Genomic DNA, 23211 nt, shown 5'->3' with positions numbered 1-23211 from the left:
CCGCACGCCCGGCAGCGTGCTGCGACCGGTCAGTCTTCGGGGGCCGCCGGGCGGGAGGTTCGCTTCTTGCCTCGGGTCGAGGTCTTGGCGGTGTCAGCGGCGTTGCGGGAGGGCGGTCGATCTTCCCCGGCGACGGGCCGGGTCAGCGCGGCAAGCGTCGCGGAAAGAATCTGCTCGGACAGCGGCGCGCCCTGCGTGGCGCGGGCCAGCATCACGGCGCCCATCATCATCGCCATTTCGGCCAGCGCCCTGTCACGCCGCGTATCGCCCGGGCCCGGCAGCGTGCGCTCCCACTGCGCGATCAACCCTTCGAGGCCGTCGATATAGGACTGGCGAACCGGCTTGTCCGCGCTCTCGCGCGCGACGTCGGCCGCAAGCGCGACGCCGGCGCATCCCGCCCCAGGCGCATCGCGATGCCGCTCCGACAGATAGGGCACGACCACCGCGGCGCGCGCCGCATCGGCGTCCCCGGGATGGGCGTCGATGCGCTGCCGCCATCGCTCCAGCGCCTCGGCAAACGCGCGATCGCAGGCGGTGGCGGCCAGCGCGTCCTTGGACGCGAAATGGCTGTAGAAACCGCCGTGGGTCAAGCCGGCGGCTCCCATCACATCGGCCACGCTGATGCCCGTCAAACCGTGTTCGCGGAACAGGCGCGACGACGCCTGCTCGATCGCTTCACGGTTCTGACCGGCTTTTTCGCGGGAGGAGCGCGGCATGATGCTTCTCTATGCTGAGTCGATGGACAGCATATTAGATGATGGGTGTCATGTATTCAAGGGGCGGCATCGGGACAATCCGTCCGCATGCATGACGGCGTGCAGGGCAGGGAAGTCACGGTTTGACTTGATTGTCTCTATTGGCGAGCCAGGTCACGCGACGTCGCGAGCAGCATCTGGGGCCGCTGGCGCAACGGTTCTCCGTCCAGTGGAGCCGCGACGGTGCCAATCCGTTGCGCCCCGCAGGCGAGATAGAACGGTTCGGCATACGGCTCCGCATCGATGGTCAGATGCTTGACGCCGTGACCGGCAGCCAACGCCGCCGCATGCCGCAGCAGGGCTCGTCCAACACCACGCCGCATGTAATCCGGTGCGACCCAAAGATGCTCGAGCGCCCATGTCACGGCGTCCGTCGGAAATACCGAATGAAATCCGGCGATCGATCCGTCGATTTCCGCAACGTAGGTCAACGATTGCGCGACATAGGAACCTGTGATTGTCAGGTCCTCGCGCCATGCTTGAAGCTGGGCCTGGGTATATGGCCAATGCGCCTTGGCTTTGTTGGCGATTTCAGTCAGCAAGGGCGCCTCGCATTCGAGGCCGCGTCGGATCTTCATCGGTCGTGCTTCGTGCAAAATCGTATTCTGCTGCATCCGCAGGGATTGGATCGCCACGTTTGTTGTTTGGCTTAGATTCCTGACTCCCCACCTTTGAACGTTTGCACGCCGAAACCAAGGCCCGGCGAAATCACCGAAGCCCCCTCTGCATGCAGCGAAACCGTCGACACCTGATTATGCCGCTGCGCCCAGGTGGCGAATTCACCCAGCCTGCGGACCTTGGCCGCGGGCACACCGTATAAGGCGCAGCGCTGCTCCAGTTCTTCCGCATTCAGCATGTGCAACCGTTCGGCAATGATCGCCTTCAGTCCAGCTGGATTGATGGAGCGCACAAACGATGCCGGCGAGTCCGGATTCAGCGGCTCGGCGAAATACCGCGGATCGCCTGCCATATCGGCGAGCCCGAGCACGTCCAGCAGCCGGATCAGTTGTCGCGGCGTATTGGCGCCAAGCGCAATCCAGCCGTCCCGCGTGGCGAAGAAGTCCGCAGCCGGGCTGCCGGAATAGCCTTGATTGCCGACCCTGGCAGGCGACGCGCCGTTTGTCAGCGCTTCGCATGCGAACGAGTACATCAGCTGTAGCGCCGCGCCGGTCATCGATACGTCCAGCTGCACCGCGCACGCAAGCCGATCGCGCTCGCGTAGCCCCGCAAGAATCGCCAGCGCCGCCTGCATGCCGGTGGCCGCGTCGACCACCGGGAAGCCGGTCTTGATCGGCGGATCGTCCTCGGTGCCGGCCATGAACGCCATGCCGGTTGCTGCCTGGATGATGTGGTCATAGGCAGGGCGCTCGGCCACGTCGGCGCTGCTGCGCCCATACCCCGAGATCGTGCAATAGACGACCGTCGGATTGAGCGAGCGGATCGCCTCGAAACCCAGCCCGAAGCGCGCCAACACGCCAGGACGCAGGTTGTCGACCACGACATCGCAGGTCGACGCCAGGTCCAGCGCACGCTTGCGGTCGGCCGGATCGCGCAGGTCGACCGTGTGGCTTTCCTTGCCGGCATTCAATGCGGCAAAGCCCTGGCGGCCTTTCTCGGTGCGGCGCATGACGTCGCCACCATTGGCGTTTTCCATCTTGAGCACCGTTGCGCCGAGTTGCGACAGATAGAACGTCGCCAGAGGGCCGGCGATCACGTGCGAGAAATCGAGTACGCGGATACCGGCCAGAGGGGCGAAGGGTAGTGGGGTGGCAGTCATGTTCGGTCGCTTGTGATCGGTCGGTTGTGGTCGGTCGATTGTGGTCGGTCGGCCATCATTGAAGCGCAATGCGGCTCTGCTCGACGATGCGGCGGTACTTCACCGTCTCCTCCGCGATGAAGCGGGAAAAGGCCTCGGGCGTCGGCGTAGGGTCGATGACCGAAGCGGCCTTCTCGTAGAAGTCGCGCACCGCCGGATCGCTCAGCGCTTTCCGGAAGGCGGCATGCAGGCGCGCCACGACCGGCTTCGGTACGCCGGCCGGTGCCCAGATGCCGCTCCACGAGTCCAACACCAGGTCCTGGCGGCCGAGCGCCTCGTTCAGCGTCGGCACCCCCGGCAGGTTCGGCAACCGATGCGCCGACGTCACGGCCAGCGCACGCACCGTGCCCGTCGCCAATGGCGGCATTGCAGTCGAGGCAACGGGAAAACCGAACGTCGTATCGCCTCGGATCAGCGACGGCACGATCTCGACCGATCCCTTGTACGGAATGTGAACCATATCGACGCGCACGGCATTGGCGAACGCGGCACCGGCAAGATGCGCGGCGCTACCGATCCCGCCCGATGCGTAATTCAGCGTACCGGGCGCGCTTCTTGCTGCCTGCGCCACGTCCGCCACGGTGCGATAGGGCGTGCCTGCCTTCACTACCATTACCTGCGGGCTGAAGCCTGTGCGGATGACATGCGTGAACGTCGCGGGATCGAACTTGACGGACGGCTGCATCAGCTTCTGCGTGACATGTGTCGATGCGCCGATCATCAGCGTGTAGCCATCGGCCGGCTGTTGCGCAAGCACTTCGGCAGCGAGGATGCCGCCCGCGCCGACCTTGTTCTCGACGACCACGGGCTGCCCCAGTTCACGTGAAACGACCTCGGCCGTCTTGCGCGCCAGAACATCCGGACCGCCGCCTGCGGCGTAGGGAACGATCAGCCGGATCGGCCGACTCGGAAACGGAGCGTCGCTGGCCCTGGCCGCGCCGGAGAGCAGGGTGGCGACGGCCACCGCCAGGCCCAGCCTCACCGCGAGTTTTCCTGTCGTGCGCACTGCGTTGTCTCCTTTCTTTGTATCGCCATGGGCCCGATTGTGTGTGCGGCATACTTGCCTGTAAATTATTGATTTTCGATCCAGTCATCACGTTTTGTTATGACAAAGAATTCGGCCGGTATCGGCGCGCGCCTAGATCGCCTTCGCATCCGCCATCTGCGATTCCTCGAACTGATCGACACTCATGGCTCGCTGTCGGCCGCCGCAGGGCAACTTTCGCTGAGCCAGCCGGCCGCGACAAAGATGCTTCAGGAAATCGAGTCGGTGTTCGGTGCCGCGCTGGTCGAGCGCACGACGCGCGGGGCCGCGCTGACGCCGACCGGACAGCTCGCGCTGGGACGCCTGCGCATCGCGTTGAACGCCCTTTCCGCCGCGATGGAGGCCATCCATGCAACGCCGGCACCGGTGCCGATCGTCCACGTCGGCATCCTTCCGTTGGTTGGCGTGGTGGCCATGCCCAGGCTGTTGGCAAGATTGGCCGCACGGCCTGGCTTCCCTCATCTCGTTATCCACGAATCGACGGTCAGTGGTTTGCTCGGGATGCTGGACCGCGGGGAAATCGACTGCATGGTCGGCCGCATCGGATCGCGCAGGGAAGGGGAGGCGACGAGCGGGATGCGCGTGATGCCGCTTTGGGAAGAACGTCTGACGGTCGCCTGCGCGTTGGACCATCCGCTAGCCCGAAAGCGCTCGGTGGCGCTGTCGCACCTGTGCGAGTACGACTGGATTACCACGCCGCGCGGCGCCAGCACGCGCATGCTGTTCGAAGCACCATTCCTGGACGCGGGAATCGTGCCGCCGCAGCCAAAGATCGAGTCATTCTCGTTCCATACCAACCTCTGCATGGTGGCCGGCAGCAGGCTGCTGACAGTCGCCCCCGAAACCGCGGTTCGACACTACGCAGGGCTTGGCATGGTGCGACAGGTCCGGCATGGGAGCTGGTTTGCTGGCGGTCGTACGGTGTTTGTGACGCGTGAGGACGCGGCGGATGCGCCGGGCGTTGCGGCCGTTGGCGAAGCGTTGGCCGGGCTGATGGGGGGCGGGGAATTGGGCGGGGCTGGGGGCAGGTGATCGCTACGTTGTTGTGCGCCAGGGCGCGCCGCGTCTCATCCTCCAGGCGACATCCGAGAAGAACGTTCCCTGCCGAACCCCAGGCCCGGCGACACCACCGAAGCCTCCGACTTCCAGGTCAAGCCCGGGGGATGTCCGCGTGGCTAACCGGAAACGAGCGACGCAGGATTACGCTGGAATGGCGTCATGACCGGATGGCGGGCGGCGGGGAGGGATAGAGCGCAGTCTAGCGATTGGCCGAGGAGACGAAGTTCTCCAGATCGCGGTTGAATCGCTGCGGCTCCTCGAGGAAGGGCGCATGGCCGGAATTGTCGTACAGGCTCACTCGAACACGCGGGTTGAGCGCCCGGGCACGTGCAATGGTCGGTTGGGGCATGACCAGAGCGTCCCTGGCCCCGTACAACAGCAGTGTCGGCACCCCCGCCTTCGGCAGCCCTTCGGCGGCGGCCACCGTCATCGACGGCGTTGCCCGTGTCATGGTCCACGAAGCCATTGCCGCATTGGCCAGCAATCGCTCCATCGTTGGCGCATCCGGTTGCGTGTGAAAGCACAGCCGCAGGAAGGTCCGCACAGCGTCCAGATGCGTTCGCAGATCGTCGGAGGCGAGACCGGCATACACCTCCGGATGTGGCGCGATTTGCTGCGTGTTCAGTTCGATCACGCCATCCACATACACCGCACCGGCAATCGCCGCGTCTCCATAAGCGGCAAGGTAATTCGAGATGACGACCCCGCCCAAAGACCATCCCACCAGTACCGGGCGTTTGACTCCGCTTGCCTCCAGCACCGCAGCCAGATCGTCGGCATAGCGACGGCCGTCGTGGTAGGCCGCTGCGTCCTCGGGTTTCCCGGAGAGTCCATGGCCGCGCAGATCGTAGGTAATGATGCGGAAGCGCTGGAGGTCCGGACTGCTGGTCTGCTTTTCCCAGTTGATCCGGCTGCCCAGCAGTCCATGGATAAAGACGATGGCGGGCCCGTCCGTATTTCCCGATTCCTGCACCGCCAGTTGGACACCGTCCGGTGCAGTCACGGTGAAATGCCTTTCGGCAGCGACTGCTGCCAAGGACACGCTTGCCAGGGCCACGGCCAACAACGCCGCGCGCATGACACGAAAAAAAGAAAAGCGCCTCACAAGTTCGCTCCAAAGAGGGTAGGGACACCAGTCTAGTTGGGGGTAGTCGGGATGATCTATGATCGATGGTTTCAATATATTGATCATTCGTCCTGTTTTTATGTCCGCGCCTATTGCCGTAAGCGGCGACCTGATCGATGAACTGCTGCTCGGAATGCGCCTGTCCAGCGTCCAGTTCCGCAGGATCGCCATGGGGTCGGCCGCGGGCGTCGGTTTTGCCAACCCGGTCGGGCGGGGGCAGTTTCACTTCGTCGGCCGAGGCCCGGCATGGCTACGCAGTCCGGATGGACAAACGCACGCGCTCGGTACGGGCGACGCCTTGCTGATTCCGCGGGGAGGGCACCATTCCATGCTGTCCTCGCCCGACGCGGCGCCAGGGGACGTCCGGACATTCGACCCGGCTCTTTCAAATCAAGCACGCGCGCACGGGGCCCATCGGGGAGACGAGGTGTGGCCATCGTCCGGCGCTGTGCTCTTCAGCGGCTGTATGGAACTGGACTTGGGCGGCATGCAACCGCTGGTCGCGGCGATGCCGGAAGTGATGCGAGTCGATACGCTGCTGCAATGCGCACCGGAAATCGAGCCAATGCTCGCCGCGATGGAGCGGGAATCCAAGGTGGAGCGAGCGGGCCACGCCGTCATCATGGCGCGCCTGGCCGAGGTCGTGGCCGCCCTGATCGTTCGTGGCTGGGTCGCAAGCGGGTGCGGCGGTGCATCCGGCTGGATAGGCGCGCTGCGTGATCCTCGACTCAGCATGGCAATCGTGGCCATGCACCGGCAACCGGATCGAGACTGGACGGTCGCGCAGTTGGCGAAGGAAGCGAGCAGTTCGCGCTCGGTCTTTGCCCGCAGGTTCCTGCTGGCCACCGGCGTATCGCCGTTGCGCTACCTGACCGAGCTGAGGATGCGTCTTGCCGTTCGCAAGCTCAGTCGCGAAGGGCAGTCAGTGGAAGAGGTGGCAAGTCAGTTGGGATACGGATCGCTGGCCGCGTTCAGTCGCGCATTCAAGCGAACTGTGGGCGTGTCGCCCGGTGCATGCCGGACGGCATGCACGGACCGCCGATAACGCTCCGGCATCAGCACCGTGTCCCCGGCAGCGTGATGGCGGCATGGGCCGCCGCCATGATCACGAAGGCGAGGACAGAATGACCGCCTGAAGCGACCGTTGTTTTGCGTAATTTTGTTACTCACGCACTGACGGCGTGACGCTGCTTGTCGCTTGCCTAGTAACAAATTTAGTTGAACAAACTTTGCAGAAAATTGTTACTCCGTTGAACGGTTCAACTTAAAGTGTTCTTTGGATGTACGGCGGCCATGTTACGTCTTCAGTCTGTCAGGTAGCGTGCGAAGGGGCCTGTCTCCCCGGCAGGTTATTCGTCTGCCAGTTTAAACGTGCCGTCGCCCCTCGCAATAATGCGTTCTGACCTGATCAGCGACGCCAGTCCTTCCAGAACATCGGCTACTTCCATCTCGAGCAGCTTGGCGATTTGGACCGCGTGCAACTTCTTGACGCTTGCACTGACGAGGTCGAGAATCTGGCCTTCGGGCCCCGACTCATAAGGTAGCCAGCTCAGCCGGCGGTGCTTGTCTGCGGTCCTGTCAATCTCAGGTTCCCGCTCTCTTTGCCGTGCAAGAAGTCGGTTCCGCATTTGCTCGTCTTCTTCGGCACTGGCGCGCTGTCTCTCGCGCTGTGCCGCAAGCCGCTGCGGACCTTGGGCAATAAAGGCGTCCATCACCTCGATCGGTCCCTTTCGGAAAGGCACTCCTCGAAATGCGCCGTGCTCATATAGCAGCTGTCGCAACCGTTCACATCGATACGATTCGCTCTCGCAGACGTCGGGTAGGTATTGCGCCTGTTGCTCCGCCGGTATGTCACGGTAGTAACGGCCACCAATCATGACGTAGCGCTCGATGAGGCGGAGCAACAGCTCTTCTCTGCTTAGTTCGTCGGGGTTTCCCATTGCCGCTCACAATGAAAAGAGGGCTGGTTCATCGAGTTAAAAATCGTAACAAATCTGTGCAGAGATCGAGCGGGTAGGCGATGAACTGTGCGTATCCGCCCGGCACGACGCTCGCTTGCTGGTGTCCTGGGGAAGTTTGCCAGCCTCGCGCGACTGTCGGGAAGAGGACCGCAGCGACGGTCGGCAGACGGGGCGGGAAAGGCTGTAGCAAGTTCACTACGGACTTCTCCTGCGAGACGCGCCTAGCCTGACTGCGTGTCAGCCCTGGCCCCATGCGTCGCTTGCATTCTCGTGCAAGCCTTCTATCGTTCAAACGTTTTCCTAGGCAATGTCGCCCGTCCTGCCAAGTCGAGGACCGCTTCATGGATCCAGGCAACGATGAACATTACGGCGGCGGGCGAGTCCTCCGTGGCCAACGCGTCGACACGTCGGATTGGCCAACGCCAGACGAGGGCGCGCTCGACGATCCGCGGCGCGCCTTGTATTTTTCCAGAAAACACGCGGTCCAGCTCTATCTTTCCGGCGCCGACGCCCACACCATCAAGCGTCTGACCTCGTTCAGCGACAAGCAAGTTTATCGTTTGATTTCCGAGCGTTGTCTTCAGGCGCATCCAGATGGCCGGCCGTATGGGTGGCGTGGGTTGGTGCCGTGGCTAAGAGTACGGCCATACCGCCGCCGCACGAAAATCCGTGTCGACCGGTTCGGCGGCGGGGCAGCCGGAGCGCTGCAAGCCACACTAGATGCGCACCCGGAACTGCGCCTGTCGTTTGAATCTCGCATCCGCTCCAGCCCATCGTCCAAACGGTTATCCGAGGCCAGGCGATCGCCCCGACGGCATTGGCTGTGGTTTCTTGACCAACTGCGCGAGCGCGGCTATGAGGCGCGCGGCGACTGGCCGTTCAATACATCGACGCGCGCTTACTTTACGATCTGTCGCTTCGTTGAACAGGTGCTGTCCTCGGACCCGAAATCGCTCGCGGCCAGCATCGGGGGAGCCGATCTGGTGCGCAAGCTCAAGGCCGGCGATGGGTCCGGCCGGCCGGCCCTGCGGTTCATGCAGCGGGTCGAAATGGACGCGCACAAACTGGACGGTCGCTTCTGCGTGTCGCTGCCGCTCGCCGGCGGCGGCTTCACGGAGAAGATCGTGCACCGGCTCTGGGTGATTGTGATCCTCGAGGTGGTCTCGCGCGCGGTGGTTGGCTACTACTTCAGCACCGGGCGAGAAGTCTCCAAAGACGATGTCCTGCGGGCGATCAAGACCGGACTGAGCCGGCCGAAGCTGCGTCCCGTGACCTTTTCCGACACCCCATACTTGCCTGGCGCAGGGCTGCTTGGCTCGCTCGGCGAGGAGTTTGTGGGGCTGTGTTGGGATGAAACCAGCGTCGACGGCGCACTGGCGGAAACCTGTCAGCACGTTCGCGCTGCGCTCCAACAGGCCGTGGGTTCGACCCTGCTGGAGCCGCGCAATTCGTTCGCCGCGCGACGGAGCAAAGACGATCGCCCGTTCATTGAGTCGTTTTTCCGCAACCTCGCCGGACGTGGCTTTCAGCGCTTGACCAACACGACCGGGGCGAAGCCGCAAGATCGGCAGGGCCGTGAGCCAGACGGCGTGGCGCTGGCCAGCCGCTTCCAATACGAATATGCCGAAGAGCTGTTGGGCGTGCTGATCGCCAACTATAACGCTACCCCTCACCGCGGCATTGGCAACCGGACGCCCTTGCAGTATGCGGCCTTCCTGCATCGGCATGGCGGCGAGACGTGGCGCCGGGTGGATGCCGCCGCCATGCAAGGCTTGTTTAGCGTGAGAAGGCGTTGTGTGGTCAGGGGCGGCGCGGCGGTGGGGCGGGCACCGTACGTGAACTTCCATTATGGCCGCTACAGCAACGAGGTACTGCACAACCGGCAGGATCTGGTGGGCACCGAGATCTGGGTGATCTGCCATGAAGAGGACGATTGCCGCGTAGCCCTCGCCTCGACGCTCGATGGAGTGCCCCTGGGGGTGCTGCGCGCGGCGCCGCCATGGCACCTATCGCCGCATAGCCTGGCGGTACGCGCGGCCATCTGCCGCGCTTGTGCCAGAGGCCAGTTTGCGATTTCCCCCGGCGGCGATGCGATCGAAGCCTTCATCCAGTACGTCGAGATGCAGCCGCACAAGAAGCTCCCGGTTCATCCGGCGTACCTGGAAGCCAGGCGCATCCTGGCGGCGGCCTCCCAGCTTTCCATTGGTGCCGTGATGCTTGATGCCGCGCTGGAGCGCGGTCGCGGCGGGTCATCCCGAGGTGGGCAGGCGCCCGAGGTCGCGCCGGTCGTGACACGGGCTCACACAACCGGTGACCTGGGCACGGATCGGAAGGGTGAGCTTCCCCCGCGGCGCATGGCGCGAACGGAGTAGAACGTGTCGTTCTCGCTGCCTGAGCGCATCGATCCGCGTCACTGCATTGTGACCAAGCAGTATGCGGTCTACACGCCGCCGATGCATGCCATGATCGAGCAGATAGGCGAGTGGATCGATCAGCAGCGCCCGGGCGGCTATATCTATGGTGCGTCGCGGCTCGGCAAGTCGCGTTGCGTGCAGTGGTATGTCGGCAAGGTGCTGGAGGAGCGATTTAGCGCCGTCGTGCCTCTGGTGGTATGGAGCCGACGCCCCGACAGTCATTCCAACGAAGCGGCGTTCTGGCATCAGATTCTGATGGCGTCGCACTTCGAGTTCGTCAACCCGGCCAAGGTGCCCAAGCGGGTCGAGGCGGCCTATCTCTGTCGGCAACGCTTCATTGCCATCGCCAACAATGCGTGTCGCAACTATGTCGTCTTGTTGATTGACGAAGCGCAGGATTTGACGCTGCGCGAGTGGAAGTGGCTGGTGGGCCTGCAGAACGATCTCGATTACGACGGTTACCTGCTCAGCGTCTTCTCGGTCGGCACGCATCAGTTGAACTATCGCCATGAATACATGGCCAGCACCGGCAACGCGCATGTGGCCGCCCGCTTCATGGCAGCCCATGCGCGCTTTCACGGTCTGCGCTCGGTGCAGGAGGTCGAGTATGTGCTGAACGGCTATGACGTCGACTCCGAATGGCCGGTCGACAGCGGGGTGCCGTTTCTGGCGTATTTTGCGCCAGAGGACTTTGCCCGCGGGCGCCGGCTGGCCGGCAGCGCCAAGCTTCTCTGGAACGCCCTGGTCGAGTTGTCACCGCAGCAGGCGCGACGGCGGCATGAGTTTCCGATGCAACACGTTGCCAAGGCGACCGAGAGCGTGCTGTTCCAACTGGCCCGCGGCATGGACTGGGACGAGGCGACCTGCTACGAGAACTGGCTCAGAGAATTGGCCAAGACCAACTTCTCTGACCACATGAGAATCATCGTCGCGGGCAGTTAGCAGTGGCGGGCTATCCCTCGGTCAACTGGTGGCCACACAATCTGCGCCCCTACGAGTCGGCGCTGTCGTTCGTCGCCAGGTTTTGTGCGCTCAATGGCGTCCCCGCGCGTGCCGGCACCGCGTTCCTGGGAGTCGAGCCACGCCATCCGCGATTCGTCTCTGATGATGACGTCGCGCGGGTGTCATCGCTCTTGGGCGAGGATCCGGCTCGGTTGACCGATGTCCTCCAGCACGCGCTCGATTTTCGTCAGTGCGGCACCTATGCGCCCCCTCCGGCTTACAGTCAGGGGCCGAGCGTCCGGTATTGCGCAGCCTGTGCGCAACAGGGCTATCACAGTTACCTGCATGAGGTGCCCTGGCTAACCAAGTGCCCGGTCCACCTGACGGCGCTGACCACCGTGCCGGCCAACCGGAGCGGGAACATAGGCGAGCGCCGCCTGGGGGCGTTCAAGCGCCTGATGCAGGGGCATTGCGCCGCTTGGCCGCACTTCGCTCCGGACGGATTTCCGACGCGCGAGCCCGGGGCGCTGCTGACCTTGGCAGCGTGGGTGCGCGACGCGTGCGACGCTTCCAAGCGGATGCAGGCAGGCGAGCTGTGGCGGTCCGAGGCAGGGACGCATCGTGGCGCAGTCACGATGGCGCAGGCCCTTGGCCAGCTGCACACGCTTGCCCCCCTGCCCACCGAGCTCGAGCCACTGCTTGCCGACCGCGGTGACGCTTGGGTCGTCCATCAGGCGCGTTTTCCGCGCGCAGTCAGTCGCGAGCTGGCGCGCCTTGGCGAGCGTGGCTTGCGGTTTGACGCCCTGTTTGCGTTCTACAAGGACAGCGGCGATACGTCCGAAGGCTCGCCAGCGTGGTACTGCCAGTCCGTCCAGCAGCAGATCCGGCAGCGCCATGGCACCTGCGCGTGCCGGTGGGAACGCGTCAACGCCGGGTTCGGCGCGTTCTGTTGGATCCAGACCCAGCCTGATGAGTTGGGGCAAGAGCCGTTGCAATGCCCGTTTGAAGTGGCGGTGCAGGACCTGGAGCTGGACTGGGGAAGCCAGGGCAGGGCGCTGCCGTCGCGGCTCGCGCAGCAAGAGATGTATCGCTTTCTGAAGGAATCGCACGCGATGCGCGATGCTGGAGTGCTCTCCTATAAGGAGGGAGCGCAGGTGTCCCCGGACGGTTATCTTTACCTCATGCAACGGGTATGGCCCTGCTGCGAATGGAATCGGGACTCCCCTTTGCTTGACCTGTTCCGGACTGCCGCGCGCTGGGAGATCGATAGCGAGCATCGCGCCATCACGCGCTGGTTGGACGATATTGAAGCCGGCAGCCACCCTTCCCACCGCCAGGATCCCCTCTACTGTGTGCGCTTGCGCAGCGATGAACAGGGAGCGTCGCTTCTGCATTGGCGATCGGCCGACCACCAGTCTCGAGGGTGAGGGGCGGCGCTGGCGGGCCGGGCGCACGAGGGACCGCCGGCGGCCGTCAACCGTCTACGGTCCCGAAATCAGGGCACCGACCGGGCCGGCAGCTATCCGTTGGGCATCGTGGTCGCGTTTTGCGGATGTTCTGGGACAGTCGGCCGTAGCCAGTAGGCTGGTGCGACCAGGGATGAAGCGCACCGATCGGCTGCCGATACGGTGAGGCGACAAAAAGCCCGCCTGTGACGGCAGGCGGGCTAAAACGGTCGACGCGGGGGTGCCTTGCCGCGCCGTTCCAGCTGCAGGGCACTGGCGGCAGCGCGGTCGCGGCGCGCGATCTGCACCGCTACAAGTGACGCCGGGCTGGCGAGGCGGCGCCCTGTTTCAATCAGCCCACCATACAAACCACAAGCGCGCGTCGCCTCAGCCATCGAATAGTGATGGCCATCAATCAACGCAAGGCGCACTTGGTCGCCATAGCGTATGCGCGAGCCATCCACGGGTTTCATGCATCGATTGTATCGTAGCCTGGAAGCGGAGCCGCTGTGCCCGCGGTGGCCGGCAGCCATCATGGCCGGCGTCTGCTCGGTGAACGGGGCTGGGCAGACGCCGTTTGATGGCCAGAGGTCTGCCGTTCCTGGCCCACGGCCGGGCCGAAATCCACTTCACCGTGGCGGTTTTCAGGTGTGATGCCAGCGATCAGAGCCTCTACGTCATACGCATCCTTGGCCGCTTCCGCGATCTCGGCCGGGCGCCGGAGCGAGGTGCCCTTACCCGACTTTCGTATTTTTGTTCGCATCCGATGCGCTCCCGACATTGCCAGCCCGTCGATACTATACCGTGGCCACCGTTGCGAAACCGGGCCAGGCGCTGAGGCCGTCAGCGGCGATCCCGGCCTCGCGCTATAGCGCACGAGCCATGAAGTGGACTCGGCAAGGGGGTACGCCACTGTGCCTGGCGTCGGTCTCCGTGCCCGTCTGCAGAAGCGGTCAGCGCCTCTCGGGGCGCCGCAATGCGGCATGCGGGGTTCGTGTTGAAGACCTACCCAGTTGCCATCTGGGCGAAACCAGGCGCCGGCTCAGCGCCAAAATTTGTCGCTCGGCTGCAGGCGCCGTTGAAATGGTGCGAATCCTTGGGTGCGGCCGCCATCATGCTGGTGAATCGACCGCGCGCAGGCTCAGTACGCGGTTGCGGCCGGCGCGCTTGGCCCGGTACAACGCCTCGTCCGCTGCACGAAAGAACGCCCGCAGGTCGGGATACACGGGCGATGCGCCACCATTGCCTTCGGTCACCACGCCGACGCTGACGCTGATTCGGCCAAAGGGGCTTCCTGCGTTCTCTACGCCGAGCGCAAGGACGGACGCCCGCACAGCTTCGGCGATGGCCGCAGCGCGCGCCGCGTCGGTGCCGGGCAGCAACACGGCAAACTCCTCCCCGCCATAGCGTCCCGCGTAGTCGCCCGCACGGCGCAACTACTGGCGAACGCATTTGCCCACGGCGGCGAGCGCATCATCGCCAGCCACATGGCCGTAGCGGTCGTTGAACTGCTTGAAATAGTCCACGTCGATCATCAACAGCGACAGCGGCTGCAGCTCGCGCCGGCTGCGACGCCATTCACGGTCGGCAATTCCATCCAGGGCGCGGCGGCTGCCCAAGCCGGTCAAGCCGTCGGTGTCCGCCAGCCAGCGCAGGTGCGCTTCGACCGCGAGGCGTCGCCGCCATTGCCGGGCCAGCGAGACGGCCAATGTCACGATGGCCAGGTTCATCGCCATCACCAGCCCAGCAAACCACCAGGCTCGCGTGCGCCAGACCGCCAGCACGTCGTCCATGGCGCGCCCCACCACAACTGTCAGCGGAAAGCCATCGACCCGGCGGAAACTGTACAGGCGCCGTATGCCGTCGACGGTGCCCGCCGCAATCAGTTCGCCATGCGGTTCACGAAGTATGGGCGCAAACGCGGGCGTGGTCGGCACCGTGCGGCCGATCAGACTGGCATCCATGGGGCGGCGCATGAGGATGGTGCCGTCGTGGCGCATCAACGCCAGTGCGCCGCCCTCGCCCAGGGCCACGCCGGCGAACAGCTTGCGGAAGTACTCCAGCCGCAGCGTGCTGGCCACGATGCCAGCGAATTGGCCGTCGGGGCCGGGCACGCGCAGACTCAGTGCGATCGAGGTCGGGTTGTCGGGTACCAAGCGAGGCTGGAACGGGCGGCTCAAGTAGACCGCGGACTGCCCCAGGTCTCGTTGCGCGATGAAGTAGTCGCGATCGGCCAGGTTCACCGGGCGCGGCGGCCAGTGCCGGGAATCGAGGATCAGGCGCCCCTGCGCGTCGGCCACCAGTAATGCACCAGTGTCCTCCGTTTCGTTGAACGCTCCGAACAGCACACGCTGGCGCAGCGGTGGCGACAACGCCATGACGGCGGGATTGCGCATGGCATCGAGGGCATGACGCATCGACGCCTCGTGCAGCTGGAGGTTGCGCGCGATGCCGCGCTCCAGAGTCAGCGCGAGGTTGGCCGATGCCTCCCGGGCGCTGGCCAGCGCGTCCCGGCGCATCTGCAGCAGGGCGGTGGCTGTCAGCGCCGTGATCGCGGCCACCAGCATCAAGGCAAGCGGGACCATCAACGCGGCCGGCGAAAAGCGGGCAGCCGTCATCGGCTGCGGCGGCAAGGGAGCAATGGCGGTGTCTGGAGCTGAGGTCATCGTTGTCGTGCGCGGGTCGCCCATTCGCTACACCTTAGCCATGGGCGGCAAATCCACGCTCGCTCGTCGGATTGGCGTTGTGCCTTCGCGCTCGTCAGGTAGCGCTCGAGCAGGGCGATACGGGCATGCAAGCACCACAGCACGCTGTTCGCATGCGCCACACAAATGCGGCCAGGGCGCCAGCGTTGCCTGAATAGGCGACGGCGTTGTGCGGCCGCCTGCGTGTGCAGCAGGAGCAGAGTTGCCTCAAGTCGGGCCAGATTCATCGCGCGGGACAGTGTGGTTTTTCCAACGCGGATTATGTACCGTCTCTGGCACTTTATGGCGACTGGACTCTACAATCGCTGCCGTGCCCACTTTCAGGTGTGCGATGACCGACCGAGCCGACGACCCGTTGATTGCCGCCCTCTACCGTGTACCAGAAGGCTGGATGGTGGCGGAAGTACAAGGCAGCCGGGTCATGCAACTGGGACCGTTGCCGACCGAACCGATGCCGACCGATCTGATCGCGGCGATGTTTCCCGACGCCCCGGTGTTGCACCTGGAGCCAGCGCCGGCGCCGTTGGAGGACGCCGTGCTGCTGCAGCACCTGACAGCACACTCAGGCCCCTTTTCGGACCGGCGCTAGCGCGCCGTGTTCACCGGACGATCGATTTCGCCGGATTCCCAACCCGGCGTAGCGCCCGCTTCGGCGGGCGTCTTTTTTCAGGCATTTTTTGCCGCGGCCGCCAACCGTGATTGTTAGATACAAATAAGTCACAGTTTCTCGGCGACTTGCCTCCAGGCTGCCGGCCTCGTCAACTGTCGGCGGGCATAATGGCGTGCACCGCCGGGTTCCTGCTTTATGCTTAGTGCCGGATCAGCGCACGACGTGACGTTACGGCGTTTCCCTAAAATCAAACAAGACATCAAGTGGCCGAAAATAACAATGACGCGAGCGCACAGCAGCCAGCCGACGACGCCGCGGTGCAAAACCGCTCGTTCACCATTCCCGTTGACGGGCCGTTGAGCGTGACGCTGAAGGGCAACCGCGTCGAGATCAATGTCGTCATGGGCATCTCCGGCCAGGTGGAAGGGATGCGCACCGTGTTGAGCTTGACGCCGGAGGCCTCCGGCCAATTGATTGGCTGTATCAAAAAGGCGCTCGATGAGGGGCTGATGACGTTCACCTTGGGCCGGGCTACCCCACTGCAGTGAACCGGGCGCGGCCGTGCACGGCTTGGCTGGATCGCTGAGACTCGGTTACCTTCTTCGCCTTAGGTGCGTCGCGGGCCGCCGTCACCGGCGAAGCAGCTGCCGGTTATTGTGCGCAGCGCTAAGCCCGGTCGCTTGCAACGTGACGACCGTCGGAGGAAAAATGGCCATCACGAGAGCCTTCCAGTATGGCGACGCGTTCGCGGTTTGTATTCCGGCCGCGCTTGCATACGAGGATACGGATATCGAACTGGAGATCGAGCGCATCGGCGACGAATTGCGGATCCGACCTGCACGGCGCTCGCTTGCCGGTGTCGTGCAGAAGTTCGCCAGTTTTTCCCCTGACGGATTGCCATACGAACGCGACGACCAGGAGCAGGCCGATCGCCAAGCCCCGTCATGACGGCCTTGAGCTGGCGCAAAAAAAAAGCGCGAGCTTTCTGGGAGCGTCGCGCCAATGTCCGCATTGGGGTGCGGGCGGGGGAATTCTGCCATCGAATGGAGCCGTCAGCAATCCTGGTGGGCACCACTGTCCGTCAGCTCACTGGCTTGTCGGATGACCCAGTCGACCATTGCGCCAAGGGACCAGTTGGCATTCTTACCGTGCCTTCGGTCGAGTCGCACGCGGGACACGCAACGCGACCATGTGGCTCCAGCGGCAAGACTTGCCTGCACGCGTGGCAGTCAAACACGAAATCGGTCATTTGCACGCTCCCCGGTGGCGTCCACTGCTTGAACCGAACTGCATGAGGTCGCTAACCCATGTTCCATGGGCGATCGCTCGGCAACGCCCGCCGGTATGCACCCACATCGAGCCTGGCCAGCTGGCGAGCGACCTTGTCCGCCGACACGCCGTTGCACCGAGCGGTTTCAATGAGCCGCTGGTGCCGCGCGCAGGACACGCTGGCTTCCGTCATCGAATAACCGTGGGCATCCAGCAGACACAGACGGAGCTGATCCTGATAGCGGGCTCGTTGCATCAAGCGGGACGGGAAGGTCGACATAGAAAATTCTAGTAACAGTGCTGCGCGAACGCATCGTCCATAAGGGGGCGTGGGAGGGACTGCAAGCGCTCGGCGGCATGCCGCGATTCAAGTCCGAGCCTCACTCGTCTTGCTCCTCCAGCGCAGCGCCAGGCTCGCTGGCTCCTATGCCATCGAGGGGAACGTCCCCATAGGCACGCAGCACGTGCGTCGGCAAGCCCGGCGCACGCCAATTACCCCTGAACGTTGCAAGAAATCTGCCGTTTACAGGCGGGTACTTCCTCTATGCATCATGAAGACCCGTTCTATTGCTTTAGCCGTCGCCATGATCGTGCCAGGCATGCCATGGCGCGACGCGCATGCCGCCACATGGCCCCGGCTCGGGGTGCGGCTCGCCATCCCGGATGTCTGCGTCATTTCCAGCACGGAGGGAACCTTACCACAAGTGTCGTGTGCGCTTAACACCGCTTTTAGGATCGACTCCATCTCGCAGACGCCGCCATCGCGCAGACATGACGAACCGATGGCCGAGGCTCAGGATTTTTCCCTGCTCGAAATTGAGTTTTAAGCCCGTTTTACCATGGTAACAAAACGTTGCAGCAGGAAACTTCCTTATCGGTGTGCGTTAGCCTTTGCTTAACACCAATAGGAGAGGGGTTCCATGCGATTCTCCCTGTTGCGTCCGCAGCAAAAACTCGGACGCGTGGCTACGCTGGTCTTGGCCGCACTGTTTCCGAGTTGGCTGGGGGCGGCCACCAAGACCACCACCTTTCAGGTGCGGTTGACGCTGGCAAACGACTGCGCCATTTCCGCCTCCGATCTGGATTTCGGCTCTCAGGGCGTACTGGGCGCCAATATCGACCAGACCACGACAGTTAGCGTCACCTGCACCACCGGAGCGCCGTATAACGTCGGCCTCGATGCCGGTACCGCGGCCGGGTCCACCATTGCGAACCGGCTGCTGGCCGGGCCTGCTGCGGCAACCGTGCGCTACCAGCTGTATCGCGACGCGGCTCGTACCCAGATCTGGGGCAACACGCCCGGCACGGATACGGTCGCCGGCACTGGCAACGGCGCCGCCCAAACCTTGACGGTGTACGGCCGCGTACCGCCGCAGACCACGCCCGCGGCCGGTGCCTATACGTCGAACATCACGGCAACCATTAATTTCTGATGGTGGCCCCGCCCGCGACACGGGTGCGGCGATCGAAGGCGCCGGCGGCGCGATGTCGCGCTGCGCTGCTGACGTATGCCATGCTCGCCAGCGCCGCACATGGCGCCGCGCTGCAGATTTCGCCGATCCGTATCGACATGCCGACAGCGCCTGGCGCTGGCGCGCTGATACTGCGCAACCAGGGAGATACGCCCATCCATGCGCAGGTGCGCGTCTTCCGCTGGACGCAATCGGGCTTGGACGACGTGCTGGAACCGACGGACACCGTCGTGGCAAGCCCACCAATCGTGCGCATTGCGCCGGGCGAGGAGCAGCTGGTGCGGGTGGTGCATCCCCATACCGCCGCCAGCGCCGCAGAAACAAGCTACCGTTTGCTGATTGACGAGCTGCCGCAAAGCGGGCCTCCCGCCGCCGGCGTGCGGGTGCAATTGCGCTATTCCGTGCCGGTCTTCGTTGGCACGCCTCAGGGAATACCGCCTGCCTTGCAGTTCACGCTGCGGCAAGACAGTGCGCAATGGCGGCTCGAGGCACGCAATGGCGGTAACCGCCATGCGCAAATCAGCGATGTCACACTGGTCGCACAGAGCGGCGCCAAGCTCGCCGTCACGCGAGGGCTGCTTGGCTATGCGCTGGCCGGCTCCGGTCGCCAGTGGGCGCTGCCCGCCGACTATCGGATCTCCCCCTCTACGAGCTGGCGGCTGGAGGCCTCGGTCAATGGCGTTCGCATCACCGCTGCAGTCCGCGTAGCAGCCCCCGGCGAGGCTGGCAGCGCCGATGCCAGGTAAGGACGGACCGGGCTGTGGCGGGCGCCGTTCGGGCTGCCGAGCGCCGGCACATGCGGCAACGTTGGGCCGACCCGCAGTGGATGCTCATGGTGGCGTGGACGCTATCGCTGGGCTTCCCGCCCGCCCTGGCCGCCCAGGCAGCGGCGCCGACATCGCTGACAGCGGCGGTGCAGTCCGGCAATGCGTTGGCAGAAGAGGCCCCGCTCGAGGTAGTGCTCGACGTGATTCTCAATGGCGATGCCCTCGGTCTGGTTGCGCGATTCCGGTTGAGCGGTGGCCGGCTGTATGCCACACCGGAGGAGTTGCATGAGATGGGCATTCGCACCGATGACCTGACGGCCGGGCCGGACGGCACTATCGCGCTCGACAGGATTGGTGGCCTGTCCTACGAATACATGGCTTCACGCCAGCAGGTACGGCTGACCGCAGACAACGCCCGCCGGCGGCCGCACCTCGTGGAGACGATGCCGCGTCGCTCCGTCACCGTCACGCCGGGTACTGGATTGCTGCTGAACTACGACGCCTATGCGCAGCCAGGCACAGCCGCTACGGTGGGCCTGTACAGCGAGCAGCGCTTCTTTTTCTCGCAGGGCGTAATTTCCAATACCGGCTTTGCGACCTTCTATCGCGATCAGAACCGGTTCATCCGACTCGACACCAGCTACACCCGTCCCGACCCTTCCGGCCTGACGACACTGCAGGTGGGCGACACGATTTCCGGCGCGCTGTCATGGAGCCGATCTGTCAGGCTCGGGGGCGTGCAGTATCGCCGCAACTTTGCGCTGCGCCCCGACATGGTGACCTATCCGGTGCCGCAGTTGGGCGCGACTGCCGCGGTGCCGAGCGCCGTCGACCTGTATGTCAATAACGTGCGCCAATACAGCGGCCAGGTGCCCAGCGGCCCGTTCGTGCTGAGCGGCGCGCCGGCGTTGACCGGTGCGGGTCAGGCCACCATTGTCATGCGCGATGTGCTCGGTCGCGACGTGGCCACGTCGGTGCCCTTGTATGTCGATACGCGCATGATGGCTGCGGGCCTGGTGGATTACGCCATCGAGGCCGGCTTCCTGCGCGAGCAGTACGGCGTCAGCTCCTTCCAGTATGGCAGCCAGCTTGCGGCGAGCGGCTCGCTGCGCTATGGCTGGAGCTCGGCGGTGACGCTCGAAGGCCATGTCGAGGCGATGCCGGGCACTTACGTCAGCGGCGCGGGCCTGCTCTGGCGGCTTGGCGGCGCCGGCGTGATCAACGCCGCGGCCGCGGGCAGCAGCGGCCGCGGCAACGGGGCGCTGTTCTCGCTGGGCTATCAGTTGCGCACGCCTGCACTGACCCTGGACTTGCAGGGTAGCCGCACCGCGGGCAAGTTCACCGACCTCGCTGCACGCGCCGGTGCACCGTTTCCGGCGGCGTTGTACCGCGCGACCTTCGCCATGCCGGTGGCACGCAACGGCAATGTGGCGCTCAATTACGTCCATCTGGACGATGGACTGTTGGGCCGCTCGCGCATCGGCTCCATTGCCTTCACGACGCAGCTTGCCCGCGACTATTCGCTGAGCCTGAGCGCCTACCGTGATTTCGCCGAACCCCGCTTGCAAGGGGTGCTGTTGACCCTCACCGCCGTCATCGGCCCATCAGGGTCTGCCTCGGTGTCGGCGGGCAGCGACGCAGGCAGGGCAACGCTCTACGCCAACGCCGGCCGCACGCCCGATTTTGACGGCGGCTGGGGCTGGCAGGTGCAGGGGAGCCGAAACGCCGGACTGTCCCGTGGGCTGGCCCAACTGACCTATCGTGGCCCGTATGGCGAGCTGCTTGGCGGCGTGCAATCGTTCGATGGGCAAGTCCGCACGGCCCTGAATGCGACCGGCTCTGTGGTCGCGATGGACGGGGCCGTATTGCCCGCGCGCCGGGTCACCGATGGCTTTGCCTTGGTTTCCACGGGCGGCCATGCGGGCGTACCGGTGTTGGTCGAGAACCGTCGGATTGGCGTCACCGATCGCAATGGGCATTTCCTCGTACCGAACCTGATGCCGTATCAGGCCAATCGCGTGGGCATCGATGCGCTCGCGCTGCCGGCCAATACCCGGCTGAGCCAGCCGACACTGAACGTCGCCCCGGCCTGGCAGGCGGGGGCGCTGGCGCACTTCGACATCACGCCAATTCGCGGTGGCCAGGTGGTGCTGGCCGATGACGCCGGCCGGCCGCTGCCTGCCGGCACCGTGGCGCGATTGTTGGCGGCCGACGATGCCGGCACCGTACTGGCCACCACGATGGTCGGCTACGACGGCCTGGTCTACTTCGACAGCTGGTCGGACCGCAACGTCATCGAAGCCGAGCCGCCGGCGGGCAGATGCCGCGCCACGTTTGGCTATCAGGCCTCCGCGTCGCCGCTGCCGATGATGGGCCGCGTCACTTGCCAGCCGGTGCCATGATGAAGCGCGCCGGCATCTTGACCATCCTCGCCACAGTGCTTCTGTGGGGGCTTGCGCTGCCGCTGACGGCGCACGGCCAGACCTGTACGGCGACCGCGTCCAATGTCGTCTTCAATAGCGTGAGCCCGGTGTCGGGCGCTGCCGCAACGGCGAACGGCACGATCTCGATCCAGTGCACCGGCTTCGCGCTTGGGCGCGCGCGCGTCTGCCTGGGTATCGGCACGGGCTCTGGTGGCACCACCATGCTTCCTCGCACCCTGACCAGTGGCAGCGGGACGCTGAACTACAACCTCTATGCGAACAGTGGCTACACCACGGTGTGGGGCACGCGCGGGGCGTCGGGCACCAGCTACGTCCAGCTCGACATCCCGATGACGCTCGGTACCGGGCAAGCGACCGTGACGGTGTATGGCCAAGTTCCGGCCAACCAGAGTGCAGTCCGAGCCGGCGCCTATCAATCATCGTTCACGTCGGCGTTTACCGAAATGAACTATGCCGAGTACGTCTTGATCGGCCCCAACTGCGCCACGCTGACCAGCCCCGTCGCGCGCTTTCCTTTCACCGTGACGGCAAACGTCGTCAGCGACTGCGTCATCACAGCTACCGACGTGGACTTCGGCACGCGCGGCGTGCTGGCTGCCGCGTCGACTGCGACTGGCACCATTACCGCCCGCTGCACCAATGGCAGCCCCTACACCCTGTCGATCAATGCTGGCACGTCAGCCGGCGCTTCCATCGGCAACAGGCGCATGCAACGCAGCGGCGGCACAGAACAGGTCAGCTACCAGCTGTATCAGAACGCGGGCTATTCGATCCCCTGGGGGGATGGCACCGCCGGCACGAGTGTTTTGTCGGGCACTGGAACCGGTACCGCGCAGACCTATACCGTCTACGGCCGTGTGCCGGCGCAAATCACGCCGATCGCGGGAACCTACGTCGATACGGTCACCGTCACGGTCACCTACTGAGGAGTGTCCCGCCTCGCGGTCTGTGACTGTGGCCGGCACATAGCAGGCCGGAGTCTGTAGGACGAATCCTTGCCGAAATGGGGCAGCGGCCTACGGCGGCGCATGTCCTTGCTGCGGAATACTGCCGGAAACGCCTCTGTGTGGTGCCGTGCTCTCGCTCCTGTTGCTGACCTTCGCCGCGATCGGACTGATCGCCATTGTGATTTACCTGTCCCGATAATCCATCGGAATAAGTCCTTCTTGCACAAGCGGCTGCGTAAGGCGTTTCTCGGGACAATGCTTGAACGGCGCGCTTGGATACGAGCCGCGCGACGAACACCGCTATTACGATAAGTATCCTTATCGTAATAGCCAGTTCGCTGCGCTAAACTGGCCCCCATGAAATCACGCCTGACCCTACCTAACTCCACATCATCCGCCAGCACGGGTATGGATACGGCCCCGACCGATGCCTC

21 protein-coding genes and 1 pseudogene are annotated in these 23211 nt (G+C 64.5%); 13 read left to right on the top strand and 9 right to left on the bottom strand.

What is annotated here, in order from left to right; translation table 11 throughout:
- Positions 1–29: 29 nt before the first annotated feature.
- The 4 genes from F7Q96_RS22695 to F7Q96_RS22680 form a co-directional block, all read right to left on the bottom strand.
- Positions 30–716: a TetR/AcrR family transcriptional regulator gene (locus tag F7Q96_RS22695; protein ID WP_053821740.1), complete on the bottom strand. Its 687-nt coding sequence runs from the start codon at positions 714–716 to the stop codon at positions 30–32.
- A gap of 137 nt (positions 717–853) precedes the next feature.
- Positions 854–1390 carry a GNAT family N-acetyltransferase gene (locus tag F7Q96_RS22690; RefSeq protein WP_144425784.1) on the bottom strand — a complete coding sequence of 179 codons (537 nt, stop codon included), beginning with the start codon at positions 1388–1390 and terminating at the stop codon, positions 854–856.
- A gap of 14 nt (positions 1391–1404) precedes the next feature.
- Entirely contained in the window at positions 1405–2532 is a 1128-nt protein-coding gene (locus tag F7Q96_RS22685; RefSeq protein ID WP_053821742.1) for a CaiB/BaiF CoA transferase family protein, read from the bottom strand.
- Positions 2533–2587: 55 nt separating this feature from the next.
- A complete protein-coding gene (locus tag F7Q96_RS22680; protein WP_053821743.1) occupies positions 2588–3577 on the bottom strand; it encodes a Bug family tripartite tricarboxylate transporter substrate binding protein in 990 nt (329 codons plus the stop codon).
- Positions 3578–3676: 99 nt separating this feature from the next.
- On the opposite strand from F7Q96_RS22680, the gene F7Q96_RS22675 reads away from it, so the two are divergent.
- A complete protein-coding gene (locus tag F7Q96_RS22675; protein ID WP_053821744.1) occupies positions 3677–4648 on the top strand; it encodes a LysR family transcriptional regulator in 972 nt (323 codons plus the stop codon).
- A gap of 226 nt (positions 4649–4874) precedes the next feature.
- Here F7Q96_RS22675 and F7Q96_RS22670 read toward each other — a convergent pair whose 3' ends face one another.
- Entirely contained in the window at positions 4875–5753 is an 879-nt protein-coding gene (locus F7Q96_RS22670) for an alpha/beta fold hydrolase (RefSeq protein WP_053821745.1), read from the bottom strand.
- A 127-nt stretch (positions 5754–5880) separates the two neighbouring features.
- Here F7Q96_RS22670 and F7Q96_RS22665 point away from each other — a divergent pair, with 127 nt between their 5' ends.
- Positions 5881–6846, top strand: coding sequence for an AraC family transcriptional regulator (locus tag F7Q96_RS22665; RefSeq protein ID WP_151023334.1), 966 nt, complete (start codon positions 5881–5883; stop codon positions 6844–6846).
- Between the two features lie 304 nt (positions 6847–7150).
- Here F7Q96_RS22665 and F7Q96_RS22660 read toward each other — a convergent pair whose 3' ends face one another.
- Positions 7151–7741 carry a hypothetical protein gene (locus F7Q96_RS22660; RefSeq protein WP_149320284.1) on the bottom strand — a complete coding sequence of 197 codons (591 nt, stop codon included), beginning with the start codon at positions 7739–7741 and terminating at the stop codon, positions 7151–7153.
- Between the two features lie 362 nt (positions 7742–8103).
- Here F7Q96_RS22660 and F7Q96_RS22655 point away from each other — a divergent pair, with 362 nt between their 5' ends.
- From F7Q96_RS22655 to F7Q96_RS22645, 3 genes are read left to right on the top strand one after another with little or no spacing between them, the layout of a single operon-like run.
- Positions 8104–10134, top strand: a complete 2031-nt coding sequence (locus F7Q96_RS22655; RefSeq protein WP_198751781.1) for a hypothetical protein — start codon at positions 8104–8106, stop codon at positions 10132–10134.
- A gap of 3 nt (positions 10135–10137) precedes the next feature.
- Entirely contained in the window at positions 10138–11118 is a 981-nt protein-coding gene (locus tag F7Q96_RS22650) for an ATP-binding protein (protein ID WP_149320283.1), read from the top strand.
- 2 nt (positions 11119–11120) lie between these two features.
- Positions 11121–12545: a TniQ family protein gene (locus F7Q96_RS22645; RefSeq protein ID WP_151023330.1), complete on the top strand. Its 1425-nt coding sequence runs from the start codon at positions 11121–11123 to the stop codon at positions 12543–12545.
- Positions 12546–12784: 239 nt separating this feature from the next.
- Here the strand turns inward: F7Q96_RS22645 and F7Q96_RS22640 are convergent, their stop codons facing one another.
- Together F7Q96_RS22640 and F7Q96_RS22630 are read right to left on the bottom strand one after the other, a co-directional pair.
- Entirely contained in the window at positions 12785–13036 is a 252-nt protein-coding gene (locus F7Q96_RS22640; protein ID WP_150084112.1) for a hypothetical protein, read from the bottom strand.
- Positions 13037–13675: 639 nt separating this feature from the next.
- A pseudogene (locus F7Q96_RS22630) lies at positions 13676–14980 on the bottom strand (sensor domain-containing diguanylate cyclase).
- Between the two features lie 619 nt (positions 14981–15599).
- On the opposite strand from F7Q96_RS22630, the gene F7Q96_RS22625 reads away from it, so the two are divergent.
- From F7Q96_RS22625 to F7Q96_RS22615, 3 genes are all read left to right on the top strand, one after another.
- Positions 15600–15857 (top strand): hypothetical protein, encoded by a 258-nt coding sequence (locus F7Q96_RS22625; RefSeq protein WP_149320281.1) that lies wholly within the window; start codon positions 15600–15602, stop codon positions 15855–15857.
- Between the two features lie 284 nt (positions 15858–16141).
- Positions 16142–16426, top strand: coding sequence for a hypothetical protein (locus F7Q96_RS22620; RefSeq protein WP_149320280.1), 285 nt, complete (start codon positions 16142–16144; stop codon positions 16424–16426).
- Between the two features lie 160 nt (positions 16427–16586).
- Positions 16587–16826 carry an AbrB/MazE/SpoVT family DNA-binding domain-containing protein gene (locus F7Q96_RS22615; protein WP_149320289.1) on the top strand — a complete coding sequence of 80 codons (240 nt, stop codon included), beginning with the start codon at positions 16587–16589 and terminating at the stop codon, positions 16824–16826.
- A gap of 352 nt (positions 16827–17178) precedes the next feature.
- On the opposite strand, the gene F7Q96_RS22610 is transcribed toward F7Q96_RS22615, so the two are convergent.
- Positions 17179–17427 carry a hypothetical protein gene (locus F7Q96_RS22610; protein ID WP_151023328.1) on the bottom strand — a complete coding sequence of 83 codons (249 nt, stop codon included), beginning with the start codon at positions 17425–17427 and terminating at the stop codon, positions 17179–17181.
- A gap of 271 nt (positions 17428–17698) precedes the next feature.
- Here F7Q96_RS22610 and F7Q96_RS22605 point away from each other — a divergent pair, with 271 nt between their 5' ends.
- The 5 genes from F7Q96_RS22605 (at position 17699) to F7Q96_RS22585 (ending at position 22756) form a co-directional block, all read left to right on the top strand.
- Positions 17699–17974 (top strand): hypothetical protein, encoded by a 276-nt coding sequence (locus tag F7Q96_RS22605; protein WP_151023326.1) that lies wholly within the window; start codon positions 17699–17701, stop codon positions 17972–17974.
- Positions 17975–18067: 93 nt separating this feature from the next.
- Positions 18068–18580 (top strand): Csu type fimbrial protein, encoded by a 513-nt coding sequence (locus tag F7Q96_RS22600; RefSeq protein ID WP_149320270.1) that lies wholly within the window; start codon positions 18068–18070, stop codon positions 18578–18580.
- 80 nt (positions 18581–18660) lie between these two features.
- Positions 18661–19365 (top strand): fimbrial biogenesis chaperone, encoded by a 705-nt coding sequence (locus F7Q96_RS22595; protein ID WP_149320269.1) that lies wholly within the window; start codon positions 18661–18663, stop codon positions 19363–19365.
- Between the two features lie 50 nt (positions 19366–19415).
- The gene (locus F7Q96_RS22590) at positions 19416–21788 is read left to right on the top strand and encodes a fimbria/pilus outer membrane usher protein (protein ID WP_149320268.1); all 2373 of its coding nucleotides are present in this window, start codon (positions 19416–19418) and stop codon (positions 21786–21788) included.
- A complete protein-coding gene (locus F7Q96_RS22585; RefSeq protein WP_170265944.1) occupies positions 21785–22756 on the top strand; it encodes a Csu type fimbrial protein in 972 nt (323 codons plus the stop codon). The genes F7Q96_RS22590 and F7Q96_RS22585 overlap by 4 nt, the downstream gene beginning before the upstream one ends.
- The last annotated feature ends 455 nt before the right edge of the window (positions 22757–23211 follow it).

The organism is Cupriavidus gilardii, assembly GCF_008801915.1.
GTDB lineage: Bacteria > Pseudomonadota > Gammaproteobacteria > Burkholderiales > Burkholderiaceae > Cupriavidus > Cupriavidus gilardii.
Note: the sequence above shows the minus strand (reverse complement) of the source record. Positions and strands in the feature narration are given on the sequence as shown.